Below are 17,521 nucleotides of genomic sequence, written 5' to 3' on the forward strand. Positions count from 1 at the left end.
CGCTGTCTGAATCCGAATCGCTATCTGAATCTGAATCGCTGTCGGAGTCGGAGTCACTATCGGAATCTGAGTCGCTATCTGAGTCCGAATCGCTATCTGAATCGGAGTCACTGTCTGAATCCGAATCGCTGTCTGAATCTGACTCACTATCTGAGTCTGAATCGCTACCTGAGTCTGAATCGCTGTCTGAATCTGACTCACTATCTGAGTCTGAATCGCTACCTGAGTCTGAATCGCTGTCTGAATCTGAATCCGGATCTGGGTCTGGGCTTGGTTCTGGGTCTGGACTTGGTTCTGGGTCTGGGCTTGGCTCTGGATCTGGCGTTGGTTCTGGATCTGGCGTTGGCTCCGGTTCTGGGTCTGGACTTGGTTCTGGATCTGGCGTTGGCTCCGGTTCTGGGTCTGGACTTGGTTCTGGATCCGGCTTTGGCTCCGGTTCTGGCTCTGGGTCAACTGGTGGTCCCGGTGTTGGATCAACTGGATTTACTGCTGAATCACCATCAGCACTTCCGCCTCCATAACGTACAACATTCTCATTATTCCAACCGAAAATACTGTAATCTTTACCTGTCGCTGGGTCAATATTTTCTTGAATAACCTGTGTTTTCAAGTTTTTACCAGTATTATCATAATGACCTTCGACTAAAACGACATACGTTTTATTTATATCACCAAAATTAATACTTGCTACGTTATCGTATTTGTATGAAATTTTATCTTTAAATTGATCAGTTACTTCTTTAAGGTTAGAGTCATTTGGGTCTGCATAGTAGCTATCTGATAATTTAGATGTATCATTCACTTCAAAAATTCTCAGTTTTGTATCTGTAGCACTTACTTTACCGCTACTTTCTTCGATTTTATCTTGGTAACCTTTAATATACACCCACGTATTACCTAAAACTCGTTGCTTAGGGTTAACAAATACCGTTTGCTTGTATGTGTTTTGACCTGAAGCTGTATCTACACCAATAATTTGAGAAGAAATGTTCGCGCCATTTGGCTTATCAATTCCTGCAATTGGTGAACTATAGTTATAAGTAATTTTATTATTAAACATTTCATCCGCAATATTAATATTTGCATCATATGTTCCTGATTTAGGTGCCTTTGCTCTGTCTGTAAATAATGGTAATGAAAATTGTCCGTTAATATTTTCTTTATCATTTACATAATCTGTAAAGACAAATGTATACGTCTTAGTCAAGATATCATATGTTGCTTTAGCTACAACATCGCCATTCGTACTTTTAATATCTGCAATTGGCATCGTATTATTCGAGTTAGAGTAATCCACATCTCCATTACCAGTTACACTATCTGGTAACTTCGCTGTAAAATAATCCCCTGATTTCACTTTCCCTGCCACTTTAAAATTTGCCGCCATAAATGTGTTACCACTTTGGTTAGGGTCAAATGTAGTCTTTTCTAACTTGAAATCACTTGCCGTAACTTGACCATTTACATTTGTACCTTTAGCATCAGCAGCATTTACTACAGGTTCAGTAACTGCAAGACTACGTACAGCTCTCGTTCTAACACTTGGTTTACTAGTTCCTTGCGCATTGGAAATCGTTTGTGGTGATGATTGTGGTAAATCTAATGTTTGAGGATTTTTAAGCTCACTGTTTGTTGCTATGCTATTAGCATCATTCGTTGTTTTATTATCTACTTGAGAATTTGCTTCTTGAGGAACAGTTTGATCTTGCATTTTTGCAGCAGTTGCTTGATCTTTAATTGCCGTCGGGTGAGGTGTTTCATTTGTTGAAGCTGGCTCTGTTGTAGTGGTATTGCTCGTTTGTGTAGACATTGGTTTTGCTGTGCTATCTACATTCGCACTGTTTGTGTTTGCACTAATATCAGATGTATCATTAGCCGTTGTATTTAATTGAGGTGTTTCTATCGTATTGTTTTTTTCGGAATCTGCACTTGCATTATTTTTCGAAGATTGCGTTGTATCGTTCGATTGTTCTGAAGCTTGTGCTTGATGATTGCCTATCCCAAATAGTATCGTTGCCCCTACTATTACTGATGTGGTACCTACTGTAAAACGTCTAATCGAATACTTATTCTGCTTATTCGACAAATAATCAATTCTTTTTTTCAAAAATATTACTCCATTTCAATTTCTAGATTAGTCTAAATTGTATAATGAAATAATAATTATATCAATTGCTTTCCGAAAAAAATTACGTAAAATTTGTTTTCTTCCTATTTATATAACTTAAAATTTTCTGTTAACTAACAAAAATCAATATACTATTTTTACACTATTGCAAATGTTTTACTTTTCAAAACTTAGAAGTTCTAAATTTTTCATCACCTTAAACTTTACTGTAATTTCAACAATCAAATTTAACTAACATTCTAACTTATTCATCATGCTAGCAAAAAAGGCCTAACGTATAAATGTACGTTAGACCTCGTGTTCAACTTATTCATTTTACATTGTATATTAAACACATATATCATTGAATAAATGTTTGCTTACTAACCAATTTTTATGATCTTTAACAACAAGTTTTTCATCTTTAAGTTCATGAATAATATGACCAGCTGTTTCCCGGGAAATCCCAGCCATATCACTCATGAGTTGAATAGTTAAAAACTGTTTGATTTCATAAAATTCATCTTGATCGTATCCTACTGTCTGACATAGATGGCATAACAATTTGATAATTCGATCTTTAGCAAATTTACTTGTTAATGCCATGTTATAGTTCATGTGTTGCTGCTCATTATCATTTATTAATGCAAAAAGTGTCAAAAATATATCATCATTAGCTTTGCACAAAAAGGCCATCAATTCTCTAGGCAATCCAAGAACTGTACAATCGGTTAATGCTGTACACAATTCGTTAACCTCTTTCGGATGAAACAAGTTACTGATTGGAAATAATACTTGCTCTTTATTAAAATAACGATATACATCTCCATTTTGATTGTAATGTTCTCTAATAATGTTACCTTCAATTAAAAAGTAAATATTGCTACTTTCTTGTGGCGAAAAATAAATAACTTGGCCTTTCGTATAATGTCTGACAAAACATTCACTTTGATATGGTTGTAATATACTATATGGGATATTAATGTAATCTGCTAATGCCTTTAGTTCATGTTCTAATTTATTATTTCTACCCAAAATAAAGTTTTCTGTCATAAGTTAAACTCCTTCAAACCTTGCAAAGTGTCAGCAGACAACTTTTTCATTTGAATCAACGGAGAAACATATTTAATGTTTTGTCGCGTGATAAAGTGCTACATGTGAATGTGTGTACCTTTATTACCAATCAAAGCTTCGTATGCCTGCTCTAAATTGGTAATGATAACTTTTTTGTTTTCCCCACTTTCAACAAATCGTATCGCAGCTTCTATTTTTGGCAACATCGATCCTTCCGCAAACTTAGCTTGTGCCGCGTATTTTTTCAGTGTTGCTACATCAATATCATCGATTTGTTGTTGATTAGGTTCATTAAAGTTAATAAATACATTTTCTACATTCGTAAGAATCATTAAGGTATCTGCTTCAATCAGCGTTGCTAATTTCTCACTAGCAAAATCTTTATCTATAACCGCTTCAACACCTTCATAGGTATTTTCTTTTTTTATAACTGGAATACCGCCACCACCGCATGCAATGACAATATTTTTACCGTCTGCTAAAGTTCGAATTAACTGGTGTTCTAGTATAGATTGAGGTAGTGGTGACGCAACTACTTTTCTATAACCACGTCCTGCATCTTCTTTAAAGACTGAGTCTGGCTGTTCTTTTTGTAATTCTTCAACTTCTTCTTTCGTATAAAAAGGACCAATTGGTTTGGTTGGGTTATTGAATCGTGGATCATCTTTATCTACTTCCACACGTGTTACGATTGTGCCTACAGTTCTATCACTATTCATTTCAGTTAAAATGCGATTGATTTCAGTTTCCAACCAATAGCCTATCATACCCTGTGACATTGCACCACAAGTATCCAATGGCATTGCCGGCGTTGTGTCACTGTTCGATTTAGCTTGTTGGATTAATAAACTTCCAATTTGTGGACCATTACCATGTGAAATGACAATACGCGCTGGTGAATCAAATAAAGGTTTAAGGTTTTGCATCGCACGTCTAATAGCTGTTTGTTGTGCTTCAGCTGTTGCTTCTTTTGTCTGTATCGCATTACCGCCTAATGCAATGACAATTTTCTCTTTCATATTTTTGTCGCTCCTTTTAAAAAACATTTATCGTTCCCATCAATAACTTAATTAACCCGATAACTGCAAGTACGATAATAATCATAAAAAGAATATAGTCTGATTTAATCAAACGTGTCTGATTATTCTTTTGAACGATTGAATAAACAAGAAGAGCTGGAATATAAAGTAACATCGTCAATAATAAGTAATTGATACCTGCTGCATATATAAGCCATATAGCATAAATTGAGGCTATGATACCAATCGTCCACTGTTTTGTAGTTGCTTGCTGTCGATGCTCTAAAGTGTATTTTACTTGGTAAAATGCACTGAACATGTAAGGGTATAAAATAGCACTTGATGCTAGTGAAAATGCAAATTGATACGCACTCTGTGTAAATAGCATACTTATTAAAAATAATTGTACTAATATATTGGTAATAAGCAGTGCATTTACAGGTGCGCCATTTTTATTTTCTTTAGCAAACCATTTTGGAAATAATCCATCTTTTGCAACAATGAAAGGTAATTCACCAGCAAGCAATGTCCATCCTAACCATGCACCTAGTACCGAAATAATTAAACCAATATTTACAAGTGTAGATCCCCAACCACCTACAATAGATGCAAGCACCTGTGCCATACTTGGCGAATCTAATTGAGAAATATGATTTTGCAAAATCACGCCTTGAGCTAATACAGTTAATAAGAAATAGATAATTAAAACTGATATAAGTCCTATAACCGTGGCACTACCTACATCTTTTTTATTTTTAGCTCTGCTAGAAAAAATTACTGCACCTTCGATACCGATAAACACCCAAACTGTCACTAGCATAGTACTTTTAACTTGGCTCATTGTGCTCGCCCAACTAAATGGCAATACACCCTCTGACGTCATACCGAAAAAGCCTGTTTTAAAAGTGTCAAAATTGAATGCAATTATCATGCATATGATTACAAGTAAAATCGGTATTAACTTTGCAACAGTAACAATACTATTGATAAAGGCTGCTGTTTCAACACCTTTTAAAATTAGGAAATGCACACCCCAGAGTAGTAACGAGGCGACAATAATACTTGGTAATGTGTTGCCTCCTTTAAAAATCGGGAAAAAGTTACCAACTGCTGACATCAATAGTGTTGCATAGGCAACATTGCCTAAAAATGCTGAGAACCAATATCCCCAAGCACTGATAAAGCCTACAAAATCGCCAAATCCTGCTTGAGCATAACTATAAATACCACCGTCTAGCTCCGGCCGTTCATTGGTTAAATTTTGAAATACGAACGCTAATGAAATCATTCCTATAGCTGTAATAATCCAACCAATAATAATGGCTAATCCACCGGCTTTACCGCCCATATCAGACATTATATTGAACGCACCGCCACCAATCATGGATCCTATAACTAGTCCAATTAAAGAAGATTTACTGAGTTTGTTATCTCCTGATTCGTTCATATTCATTTCTCCTTTAATACCAATATGAGGTGTCTGTACTTGATACTTATATCATCAGACACATCATATTCATATCGTTCCATTTAGTGATTAACTCCCCAATGTTGCTGCCATTACTGCCTTAATTGTATGCATTCTATTTTCAGCTTGATCAAACACTTTTGAATATTCACTTCTAAAGATTTGGTCTGTAACTTCCATTTCAGCTAATCCATATTTTTCATAAATTTCTTGTCCATAAAGTGTATTTGTATCATGGAATGCTGGTAAACAATGTAAGAATATCGTTGAATCTTTACCTGTTAAATCAAACATCTGTTGATTCACTTGATAGTCTTTTAATAAATTAATACGTTTTTCAAATTCACTTTCTTCACCCATCGATACCCAAACATCTGTATATATAGCATCTGTATTTTCAACTGCTTCTGCAATATTATCCGTAATCATGACTGAACCACCATATTGACTCGCTTTTTCTTTTGCAATATCAACATATGCCTCTTTGGGATTTAATGATTTAGGTGTACAAATTCTTACATTAACACCTAACATAGCACCTGCTACCATTAATGAATGCGCAATATTATTACGTCCATCTCCAACGTAAGTTAAGTTTATTCCTTCTAGATATCCAAAATTCTCTTTTATTGTCATAAAATCAGCTAACATTTGTGTAGGATGCCAATCGTCTGTTAATCCATTCCACACCGGTACACCAGAGAACTTCGCTAAATCTTCAACAGCTTGTTGTGAAAAACCACGGAATTCAATACCATCGAACATTCTACCTAATACTTTCGCAGTATCCTCTACAGATTCTTTTTTGCCTAATTGAATATCATTTTTCCCTAAAAATTCTGGATGCGCACCTAAATCAATAGACGCAACTGTAAACGCTGCACGCGTTCTCGTCGAATTCTTTTCGAATAGTAGTGCAATATTTTTTCCAGATAAGTAGTGATGCTTAATACCGTTTTTCTTATACTCTTTTAATGTAATTGCAAAATCAATAAGTCCTTCGAATTCTGCTTTGGTAAAATCACTTTCTTTTAATAATGATCTGCCTTTTAAATCATACGGTTTTTGAATTTCTGTCATTATTTTCACCCTCGCTTCTATAATTTATTACGTTAAATGTCTTCTCTGAATAGTGGTTGACTCATACATCTAGGACCCCCACGTCCACGCACCAACTCGCTACCAGATATTTCAATGACTTTAATACCTTTTTGTCTCAATAAATCATTCGATACATAGTTTCTATCGTAAGTCACTACAACACCTGGTCTTATACATAATGTATTTGAGCCATCATTCCATTGCTCTCTAGCACCATCAATGACATCACCATTTCCTGTTGGAATGAATTGGATATCATCTATACCTAGAACATCTTCTAAAGTATCTTTTAAATGACTAGATTGTTTGATGGCAATATCTTTATTTACATCATCATATTCAATAATAAATATATTCATATTGCCTTCTGCCTTTAAAATGGCTGAATGCATTGTAAATTTGTCATAGTCTATCATTGTAAATACTGTATCTAAGTGCATAAATGTTCGACTAGTTGGAATTTCAATTGCTACTACTTTTTTAAACGTCGCCTGCGGATTTTCAAAAATACGTCGCGCTAACTTTTCAATAGCTTGTGCAGATGTACGTTCTGAAACGCCTATAGCCAAGACATCTTTAGATAAAACAAGTTCATCGCCGCCTTCAATATTGAATGGGCAATCTCGATCTAACCAGATTGGAATATTCGCATCTTTAAATCTAGGATGATGCTTTACAATATATTGAATAAATATTGATTCTCGTCGTCGTGCTCTCCAGAACATCCGATTGATTGTTATACCGTGTCCTATTGAGGCTTGTGGATCTCTAGTAAAATAAAGGTTTGGCATTGGATCTAAATAGAATGGATACTTATCATCCATATACTCTACTAGATGTGTACATTTCGGATTAATTTCTTCCTTACGTACCCCTGACATTATTTTATCTACAAGTTCTTGATTAGAAAGTGTCGCAAATAATGCCTTAATTTCTTCTTCATGACCTAATATTGTTTTTTTAGACTCTGCTAATACATCATCAATAAATTCACTTCTTACTTGAGGATTTTCAATACTTTCAGCTGCTAACTTCTCAAGGTAAAGTACTTCAACACCCTCTTCTCTTAGCACCTGCGCAAAATGGTCATGCTCTTTTTGAGCTACTTCTAAATATGGAATATCATCAAATAGTAATCCATCTAAATAATCAGGTACTAAATTTTCTAATTCTTTTCCAGGACGCTTAAGTAACACAGTTTTTAAAGCTCCAATTTCGCTATTTACTTTAATTGGACCATCTGTCATGTCTATTTCCTCCTTTTATCTTTGAATTCATTTAGAGTATAGACAATCTTCAAACGCTTACATGTGATTATATTCACATAAAGAAAGTCGAAAATTTCATATCTTTTTGTTATACAATACATAATAATGGATTTTTATACATAAATAAAGGTGTTTTGGGTCTAAATATACATTTTTTATTCAAAAAGACCCACAAAAACATGTTGTATAAAGTTTTTTATACAGTCAAATGAATGACTATGAATTCTTTCTTTCCATAAAAAAACGCGTACACAAGTTAATATGTAGTAACTAACTTGAGTACACGTGATACGAAACAAATTTTTATTATTCATTTGATACATGTCTATTTAAATAATTTTGCATATACGTATTCTGCCATATCATTTGAGGCAGCTAAGATTAATGTAGTGTCATTTCCACTCACCGTACCTAATATCTCTTCTATATTTAATTGATCGATAAAGTAGTTAATGCCTTGAGCGAAACCTGGTGAGGTTTTGACTATAATATATGCGCCATTGATGATTGAACTTAGAACTTCATGTTCACAATAGTGCCTAAACTTTTCTCTCATCTCTTGTTCTGTTTGATTATTAATAGCTTTATAAATCCATGTCTCACAATCGATAGGGACACGATATATATTAAGTTCCTTCAAGTCTTTAGCAATTGTTGTTGCACTATATCTTACACCAAAATATTCTTCAATATATGAAATGATTTGTTCTTTTTTATAAATCTTATGCTTTTTAACTATTGTAGAAACAATTTCTAATCGTTTACTTTTCTTCATATTGTAAACTCCTTTGGTAGTTACGTTTCTTGTATTAAAAAATAAATTCATGCATGTTTCATTTATAATTTAACACTTTGTTTTGCAAAAGATAATAAAAATACATGTAAATTTTTTGTGACAACTTTTAAAATGAATTTTGTATTCTAAGTCAGCATTTAATTATCACATATTTACTACTAGTAATGATTTTAGACTGCCGAGTAGTCTTTCGGCAGACAACCCTCACACTCCTCTCATCTAATTACAAAAAGAGGGTACACCTACAAAGTCAATTATCAATGTAGGTATACCCCTTATATAAGCTGTATTTAAAATTTAATTATTTATAAGTGTTTAACATTACTTCTTCTTGTTTATATATTTTTACTCCACGCCTACTTCATTCCATGCTTCATACACCTGTTCAGCTGTTTGCTCGTCATATAAATCTTTAGCCGCTTGGTATAATGCATCTTTACAATCTTTGAAGTTTGAATTACTTGTTAAGTATTCTGTTAATGCTCGGTAGTAAATTTGTTCTGATTTAGATTTCCCTATTTCTTGAATTACGTTATAAGCTGCTTTATTTGGAATGCCAGAATTCGTATGCACGCCACCGTTATCTTTTTCAGTGTATACATAGTCTTTCATATGAGATGGTTGACCAAATTGTTCTGGGTTTGACATGCTTCGTAAAGCATCTCCCTCTTTTCCTGGTGTGTAAACATCTTCACCCATCAAGAAATCCTCATCATCTACAAAGTATCCAAAAACATCTGAAAAGCTTTCATTTAACGCACCAGATTGATCTTTATACTCTAAATTCGCCGTTTCTTGTGTCACGCCATGTGTTAACTCATGTGCTACTACGTCATTTGCACCTGATAAATTTGTAAACGTGCGGCCATCGCCATCACCATAAATCATTTTGTCTCCAATCCATGCAGCGTTATTTCTGTTATCTTGTCCACCATAATGATTTACATGTGTTAATGAGACTATTGGACTACCATGGTTATCGTAAGACTCACGACCAAATGTATTTTTGTAGTAATCATATGTTTGTTTAGCATAATAATTCGCATCTACACCAGCACGTTGATCATCTTTGACGAAGTTTTCATCTTCATTAGTAATTAATGTCGCTTGACCTGTTTGATCGTTAAAATTGTATGCTGATAATTTACCTTGATGCGTCAAATCCTCTAAACTAAATCCACCATCAATACTATTGATATTGATATCTTTTGTATCTCCAAGCACACCTTTACCTGTGCCAGTTGCTGCTGCTTCCTTAACTAAGTTCGTTTTTTCAACAACTGCTCCTGTGTCGGCATCAATTTTGACTTTCCAATGTGAAATTTCTGGTGTTACTGTAATTAATTCAATATTGTAAATGTATTTATTACTGTCACCATCGATTTCGACTTTATTTTCTTTGATAACGTCATCTTGGAGGTTTTTAGCTTTATTTTTATCAATCTTAACTGCGTTAAATGCTTTGTCAGCCGCTTCATCCTTGCTTAATGTCACTTTATTTGTCGGCTTTACTTTCTTCGCATCAGTATCACCGTTGATTAAAATGACTTTACCCGATTTGTCCGCATGCACTTTCACTTCTTTGTCAGGCGCATGCACACCATCCACACTCGGTTGTAAGGTGTAATGCGTGAATCCTTTCTTATCTGTTTTTACATCTGTAACAGAGTAATCTTGATAATGATTTTTCACATTTTCAGATTTAGGTAACTCTTTTAATGCTTTAACTGCATCACTCTTTTGTGTGATTTCAAAATTAATATCTGAAGTTGCTGGTTTGTGATTCGTATCACTCGCTAGTGCTGCAGGTGTCAAAGAGCTCAGCAACGTTACTGTTGCCATACTTGTAAATGCATATCTTGAAAATTTCCTCACATTTCATTCCTCCTGAAATTTTAAAAACAGCTTATAAATAAAATATTAATTTAATTTTTCAGAAAAGTAAACGATTATTTCTATTTATTTCTATACTTTTTGTTCGTTGATTTTATTTATTGATTCTTTTCTTTTTTAAAAATGTTATCTGTGACTAAATAAAATTTTGAAAATTGCACTTAATTATCTTTTAAAATTTATCAAGTCTTTATTTTTGTGAAATTATTAACAATCAAAAAATTAGTACAATACATACTTAATCAACATGTGAAATATATATGCTGACTACTTAACTGCGCATGATTAAATCTATATATTTCAATATCATGGAGACACGAAAACTACCATCATATAATCAAAAAAGACTAGTATGTGACATCATTCCTCACATACTAGCCCCTATATTTACTTTATTATTTACTCGTTTTGTATGGCGTATGTCCCACTGTAACTTCAACCACTCTATTATGATCAACAACAAACCAAATGCCTAATGACTTTTTAGAATGTTGATAATAAAAAATACCGCTATCAGATTCTTTCGTTTTATTATTATCTTTTTTCAAATCTTTACCATAAGCTTTTTGAATATCTTTTAGTGATATATTATTTTTAACGATAAATTGTAATTGATTCGCTTCATTTCCTTTTGCAGTTACACCTTTAAAAGTTTGATCGTATTTCTCTACTTTTTTTGTCGCATTTGTCTTCGCTAATTTAATGCCATTAAATGTCACGTTGTCATATTTAATAGCGTTAATAAAATGCTTATCCATTATAAAATTAGCGTTATGACCGATATATCCATGATAAGTATAGTAAGGTGTTGTTGCCGCCTGTGCTTCTTGATGTATTGGTGATGCAGTCCCTACAACTGTTGCGCCAATTAAAGTACCTAATGCTAATGTCGTTGCTGCACAAAGTTTAGTTGTTTGATTCATATTTATCTCTCTTTTCCATACAAATTTTTCAATCTTATTACTATTATTATAACTTGCTTGTACAATAAAATACTATTGATTATATTTATAAATATATAACAGTTTTGTTATACTTATTTGAAGTACATAAAAAACTGACACAAATATTAATATCGTCCGCATTTCAAGTTTTATAGTTAACATCATTTTATCGACATTGAAAGCATGATGCCATGCAATGTATGACTATTTTTATTATAGGAGGCGTTACATTTGAAAAAATTTCTTATTACTGTTGTTATCATCTTGTTAATTGGTGCACTTGGATTCGCCATTTATGCTGCAATAAATCATTCTACATCATCAATTCATAATAATGAGCAAGATAATAAAGCTACCCATCAAAAGAAAGATACTGAAGTAAATCATCAAAAAGACGAGAATACAAACAACACAAATGAAAATCAAAACAACAACAACGGTGTTACTAATGGCAATCAATCATCTACGCCATCAACTGTCCAAAATAACGGTTCAACAGCACCAGCGAATACACAACCATCTAATCCGAATCAATCAAATTCAAATCAATCAAATTCAAATCAATCAAGTTCAAATCACGGCGGTAGCAGTCAACCTTCAACGAATAACCAAAATCATAAACAACAGAACACACCGGCCCCAAACAAATCTAATAATGCTAATACAAACGAGTCTTCTAAGCAGGTATCACCATCACAACCGCAATCATCTAAAAATTAATCATTTACCTGATACGTCCACAAGTATCAGGTACATAAATTCAGAAAAACAGCAATGAGATATTTTTCTATTTGAAATATCTTACTGCTGTTCTTTATTTGCATAATTCTCACTCTGTTAAATTCATATAAAAGTTCGCTTTAATGTCATTGACGTATGCATAAGCTCTCATGTTTAATAATATTAATACACATTTAAAAACGCTTACACGAAAAATTTAGAAAGGAGGTACATGTTAAATGCTTGATAGACACTTAAAACTACTCCAGTTTTTTATTAAAAACCCATCAAAGCACATTAGTTCTAATGAAATTGCTGAACATGTCAATGTTTCAAACCGCACAGTTCGCAATGATATCCATGTTATCAATAGTAATTTTATGGATGATATCATCGTAAGTATTAAATCTAAAGGATATCAATTAAATACATCGCAGTATACCTTAGAAACGATAACTGAACGTTACACGCATATTCAATCATATAAAGAAAAACTATTATTATCTATGGCGTATCAACTGCTAATGCACAATAAATCACAGACATTGCAACAACTAGAGCAAGATTATCTATTATCTAAAACTGTGCTCAACGACTATTTCGTTCGAATTCAACAATGGTGTCAAAAATTTAATATCGCTTTAACAATTAAGAAAAAACAAGGTATTGTGGTCGATGGAACAGATAATGATATCACTAATGCCATCATCCATTTAAATCAATTATCATCAGGGCATGTACATGTTGAAGACCTAATTTTAAATGAATTACCTGATTCACACCAAAGGATGATGTCGCATATTATACAAGAGACACTTCAACAACATAGTATTGAAACAACTGATATTCAAATACAACAGCTTTTAATTCATCTCATTTTAATCATTAAACGTAAGCAATCTTTAAGTGAACTAGACACGTTAAACCACGATGCAAAATTGATATCTCAATCTTGCATTAAGCAAATCAACGAAAGATTAGGTTATGACTTGAACGAAAAAGTAATCAATATGTTTTCATTCTTTATTGCTTATCATTTTAATAAACTCGATATTGGCATAGAACGTATATTTATACAAAGTTATATTGATCGCTTAATCGAATTGATGCAGCAACGTATTCATGTACCTTTCAATGAAGATTCGATTTTACAACAAAATTTATATAATCATTTTAGTAAAGCATATTTACGTATCACTCAAAACATTTATTTAAACAATCCTTTAGTTATAGAGATTAAAAAACTCTATCCCTTTGTGTTTAACACACTTTTTGAAGCGATTGATAAATTAGCAATTGATACTGATATAGAGATGAGCGAAGATGAAATTGCCTTTTTAACAATTCATTTTCAAGCTGCCATCGAGCGTCGTACCAAAACACAATTAAATGTAGTCATTGCTTGTTATTATGGTCTAGGTGTGTCGAATTTTTTAGAAACTAAAATAAATAACTTGTCCGAAGAGTTGTCAGTGATAAATACGATTAAACTAGAAAATATAACACACTATCACTTTGACAATGTAGATTTATTAATAACGACCCATGATATTCCAAAACAAACGCTAAACATACTTCCTAAGCACCTAACGACTATCAAGGTTGCACCATTATTTTCTGAGGATGACCGTCACAAAATCATACACGTTGTGAAGCAAAAACAAAATCCGGTTCAAGCACATCATCATATGGACACTGTCAATTTCCTTGTCGTAAATACTGAACAAAAACCACGACATACAGTGCAAATTTTTGAAGAAGCTCAAAAAATATTACAAGCACATCATGCGATTGTAGAAGGATATATCGAATCAGCTTTAGAGCGTGAGAAATCATCTTCTACATACATAGGTAATTTTATGGCGATTCCTCATGGAGATCCTGAAAAAGTTTTACAATCACATGTGCTTATTTTTCGCACAAAAGATGTTTTTCCTTGGCGACAACACGATGTCAAACTTGTCTTTTTCTTAGCGATTTCGCATAAAGACAAAGCTTTTACAAAACAAATGATGCAATTAATTGCTAACTTGGATGATGATTCAGTGAACCATTTATGTAGTTTAGATGATCATAGTTTAAAGCAACAGTTATTTGAATACTTACAAGAATAATTGCCACTAGTAACGGTAATTATTCTTTTTTTTAGTAACGAGAATACGCTTACAATATAGAAAAGGAGATGATTTTATGAAAATTGTAGCTATTACCTCATGCCCAAATGGCATTGCACATACATATATGGCTCAAGAAAAACTTGAGCAGGTAGCAAAAGAAATGGGTGTGGATATTAAAGTAGAGACACAGGGCGGTGTTGGTGCTGAAAATGTTTTAACTACGCAAGACATCGAAGAAGCTGACGGCGTCATAATTGCAGCTGATAAACAAGTTGATCTGTCCAGATTTGTTGGTAAACGGTTGATTAATGAAAATGTTCGCGAAGGGATTCATAATCCGAGAGGTCTAATTCAACGTATCATTAATCAAGATGCGCCTATTTATCAATCTGAAACAAATTATCATTCGAAAGATCCGGGTAAGTCTAAAAGTGGTATTCAAATGGTGTATCAACATTTAATGAACGGTGTATCGTTTATGGTTCCTTTTATCGTAGTTGGTGGATTCCTTATCGCCATCGCGCTGACTCTAGGCGGTGAAACGACATCAAAAGGATTAGTCATCCCAGATGATTCATTTTGGAAATCCATTGAAAACATTGGTAGTTTGGCCTTTAAATTTATGGTCCCAATACTAGCTGGATATATCGCTGTTAGTATCGCTGACAAGCCCGGTCTTGTTCCTGGTATGATTGGCGGCGCTATCGCTGCTGACGGTAGTTTTTATGGCAGTGATGCAGGTGCAGGATTTTTAGGTGGTATTGTTGCTGGTTTCTTAGCAGGTTATATCGCAAAGTGGATTAAAGATATTAAAGTTCCAAAAGCGATGGCACCAATTATGCCTATCATTATTATTCCCATTATTTCATCGGTCGTTGTAGGATTGATATTTATATTTTTAATCGGTGCACCAATTTCTAATATTTTTGAGACATTAACAACCTGGTTAAAAAGTATGCAAGGTGCTAATATTATTATACTTGCGATGATTATAGGTGCGATGATCGCCTTCGATATGGGCGGTCCAGTAAACAAAGTAGCATTTTTATTTGGTTCAGCACTGATTGCTGAAGGAAATTATGCTGTTATGGGAATGGTAGCCGTAGCTGTATGTACACCACCCATCGGTCTTGGTTTAGCAACGTTTGTTCAAAAGTATAAATTCAATCATTCCGAAAGAGAAATGGGTAAGGCTTCCTTCACTATGGGACTATTTGGTATTACTGAAGGTGCTATTCCTTTCGCAGCGCAAGATCCATTGCGCATTATACCTGCAAACATCATTGGTGCAATGATTGCATCAGTCATTGCAGCCATTGGTGGTGTCGGCGATAGAGTCGCACATGGAGGTCCAATCGTGGCTGTATTAGGTGGTATTGATCATATATTATGGTTTATCTTAGCAGTGATTGTCGGTAGTCTTGTCACAATGATTACTGTACTAATATTAAAACGTCGCACACCAGTTATAGCAGTAGATGCACCAGCGCAACACACGCAACTTCATGCTACAGATATAACACAACATGATACAGAGGTTGACAATGTAGATAACACCGCGAAACATTCACATCTCAATAAACCTTCTCATGTGTTTGATCAACAAACTATCATTATTGCTAATCAGAACATGTCTCGAAACGAAGCAATCGATACGTTGATTCATCAACTTAAAGTGTGCCGTTATGTAGAGCACACATCGCATTTAAAAAATGCAATCCTAGAACGTGAAATGGAGTCTACGACAGCTATTGGCATGAACGTGGCCATTCCACATGCAAAGTCTGATGTTGTAAAACAACCGATTGTAGCTGTTATGAAAAATAATCATGGTGTTAAATGGGAAAGTCTAGATGGTAGTCTACCTCAATTGATTTTCTTAATTGCCGTACCAAACAACAGTCAGGATACACATTTAAAAATACTTCAGCGCTTATCTAAAGCGTTAATGAATGATGAGACGCGCCAATCACTAATTAATGCAAACAGTACTACAGAAATTTATAACTTATTAATGAAAATATAGAGGAGTTTTAACTATGGCATTATTTTTACAACCCGTTTTTAAAGACAGAATTTGGGGCGGTCATGCATTAAAAGCATTTAACTATGATATCCCTAATGAAACAACTGGTGAATGCTGGGCAATTTCTGCACATCCAAATGGCCCTAATACAATTATCAATGGTCCATACAAGGATATGACCCTAGATCAACTTTGGTCACAACATCGTGAATTATTCGATAATGATTCACGAGATAGTTTCCCTCTGCTAACTAAAGCATTAGATGCCAATGATAAATTATCTGTTCAAGTTCATCCGGATGATGATTACGCTTTAAAACACGAAGGCGAACTAGGTAAAACAGAATGTTGGTATATATTAGATGCAGCCCCAGGTGCTGAAATTATATATGGCGTACATGCACATAATAAACAAACGTTAATCGACATGATTGATAATCATGAATTTGACAGTCTTTTCAAACGTATACCTGTTAAGCCCGGTGACTTTTATTATGTTCCTGCTGGCACTGTCCATGCCATTGGTTCGGGTATTTTAATTTTAGAGACACAACAATCATCCGATACGACATACCGTATTTATGACTATGATAGACGAGATCAAAATGGTCAATTGCGTGATTTGCACTTAGAGCAAAGTAAAGATGTGATTGAATTAGGCAATCATGAACCAAATACTACTCCTATAACAACTCACATCGACACACACACTGTAACTCAATTTGTAGATAATCAATATTTTGCAGTATATAAATGGGATATTCATGGAGATTTAAAATTCAATAAACCACATGCTTATTGCTTAGTTACAATTATCGATGGTACTGGCACTTTAGCAGTATACGATAAGCACTATGACATCCAAAAAGGTTCTAGCTTTATTTTAACTACGGAAGACGAGGATATTCACCTTGTCGGTAATATTAGTGCTATAGTAAGTCATCCTGGATAATAGCAATGGTAACACCTGTCCCATAAAAGACAGAAA

At 34.0% G+C, this 17,521-nt stretch carries 14 protein-coding genes; 4 read left to right on the forward strand and 10 right to left on the reverse strand.

Annotated elements, in window-relative coordinates; translation table 11 throughout:
* The 10 genes from clfB to isaB form a co-directional block, all read right to left on the reverse strand.
* Window positions 1–2,107 (reverse strand): MSCRAMM family adhesin clumping factor ClfB (gene clfB / locus HMPREF2658_RS12335; protein ID WP_070854437.1); only part of this gene is annotated, 2,107 nt, incomplete at its 3' end.
* Window positions 2,108–2,455: 348 nt separating this feature from the next.
* Window positions 2,456–3,160, reverse strand: coding sequence for a Crp/Fnr family transcriptional regulator (locus tag HMPREF2658_RS12340; protein ID WP_000138217.1), 705 nt, complete (start codon window positions 3,158–3,160; stop codon window positions 2,456–2,458).
* A gap of 98 nt (window positions 3,161–3,258) precedes the next feature.
* Window positions 3,259–4,200 carry a carbamate kinase gene (gene arcC, locus HMPREF2658_RS12345; RefSeq protein ID WP_000660027.1) on the reverse strand — a complete coding sequence of 314 codons (942 nt, stop codon included), beginning with the start codon at window positions 4,198–4,200 and terminating at the stop codon, window positions 3,259–3,261.
* Between the two features lie 16 nt (window positions 4,201–4,216).
* The gene (gene arcD / locus HMPREF2658_RS12350) at window positions 4,217–5,647 is read right to left on the reverse strand and encodes an arginine-ornithine antiporter (protein WP_001005833.1); all 1,431 of its coding nucleotides are present in this window, start codon (window positions 5,645–5,647) and stop codon (window positions 4,217–4,219) included.
* Window positions 5,648–5,737: 90 nt separating this feature from the next.
* Entirely contained in the window at window positions 5,738–6,748 is a 1,011-nt protein-coding gene (gene argF, locus HMPREF2658_RS12355) for an ornithine carbamoyltransferase (protein ID WP_000136164.1), read from the reverse strand.
* A gap of 32 nt (window positions 6,749–6,780) precedes the next feature.
* Entirely contained in the window at window positions 6,781–8,016 is a 1,236-nt protein-coding gene (gene arcA, locus HMPREF2658_RS12360; RefSeq protein WP_000129411.1) for an arginine deiminase, read from the reverse strand.
* A gap of 176 nt (window positions 8,017–8,192) precedes the next feature.
* On the reverse strand, window positions 8,193–8,360 hold the full coding sequence (locus HMPREF2658_RS12365; protein WP_043859370.1) for a hypothetical protein: 168 nt from the start codon (window positions 8,358–8,360) through the stop codon (window positions 8,193–8,195).
* Window positions 8,361–8,362: 2 nt separating this feature from the next.
* Window positions 8,363–8,812: an arginine repressor gene (locus tag HMPREF2658_RS12370; RefSeq protein WP_000748758.1), complete on the reverse strand. Its 450-nt coding sequence runs from the start codon at window positions 8,810–8,812 to the stop codon at window positions 8,363–8,365.
* A 366-nt stretch (window positions 8,813–9,178) separates the two neighbouring features.
* On the reverse strand, window positions 9,179–10,708 hold the full coding sequence (gene aur, locus HMPREF2658_RS12375; RefSeq protein WP_001225039.1) for a zinc metalloproteinase aureolysin: 1,530 nt from the start codon (window positions 10,706–10,708) through the stop codon (window positions 9,179–9,181).
* A gap of 413 nt (window positions 10,709–11,121) precedes the next feature.
* Window positions 11,122–11,649, reverse strand: a complete 528-nt coding sequence (gene isaB / locus HMPREF2658_RS12380; RefSeq protein ID WP_001077092.1) for an immunodominant staphylococcal antigen IsaB — start codon at window positions 11,647–11,649, stop codon at window positions 11,122–11,124.
* 252 nt (window positions 11,650–11,901) lie between these two features.
* Here isaB and HMPREF2658_RS12385 point away from each other — a divergent pair, with 252 nt between their 5' ends.
* From HMPREF2658_RS12385 to manA, 4 genes are all read left to right on the forward strand, one after another.
* Window positions 11,902–12,390 (forward strand): hypothetical protein, encoded by a 489-nt coding sequence (locus tag HMPREF2658_RS12385; protein WP_000714019.1) that lies wholly within the window; start codon window positions 11,902–11,904, stop codon window positions 12,388–12,390.
* Window positions 12,391–12,629: 239 nt separating this feature from the next.
* Complete coding sequence (locus tag HMPREF2658_RS12390; RefSeq protein WP_000887018.1) at window positions 12,630–14,504, forward strand: BglG family transcription antiterminator; 1,875 nt, start codon at window positions 12,630–12,632, stop codon at window positions 14,502–14,504.
* 76 nt (window positions 14,505–14,580) lie between these two features.
* A complete protein-coding gene (locus tag HMPREF2658_RS12395; protein ID WP_070854439.1) occupies window positions 14,581–16,533 on the forward strand; it encodes a PTS fructose transporter subunit IIABC in 1,953 nt (650 codons plus the stop codon).
* A gap of 13 nt (window positions 16,534–16,546) precedes the next feature.
* Window positions 16,547–17,485, forward strand: a complete 939-nt coding sequence (manA, locus tag HMPREF2658_RS12400; protein WP_070854441.1) for a mannose-6-phosphate isomerase, class I — start codon at window positions 16,547–16,549, stop codon at window positions 17,483–17,485.
* Window positions 17,486–17,521 lie beyond the last annotated feature (36 nt).

The organism is Staphylococcus sp. HMSC062H10, from assembly GCF_001836945.1.
Classification (GTDB): domain Bacteria; phylum Bacillota; class Bacilli; order Staphylococcales; family Staphylococcaceae; genus Staphylococcus; species Staphylococcus aureus.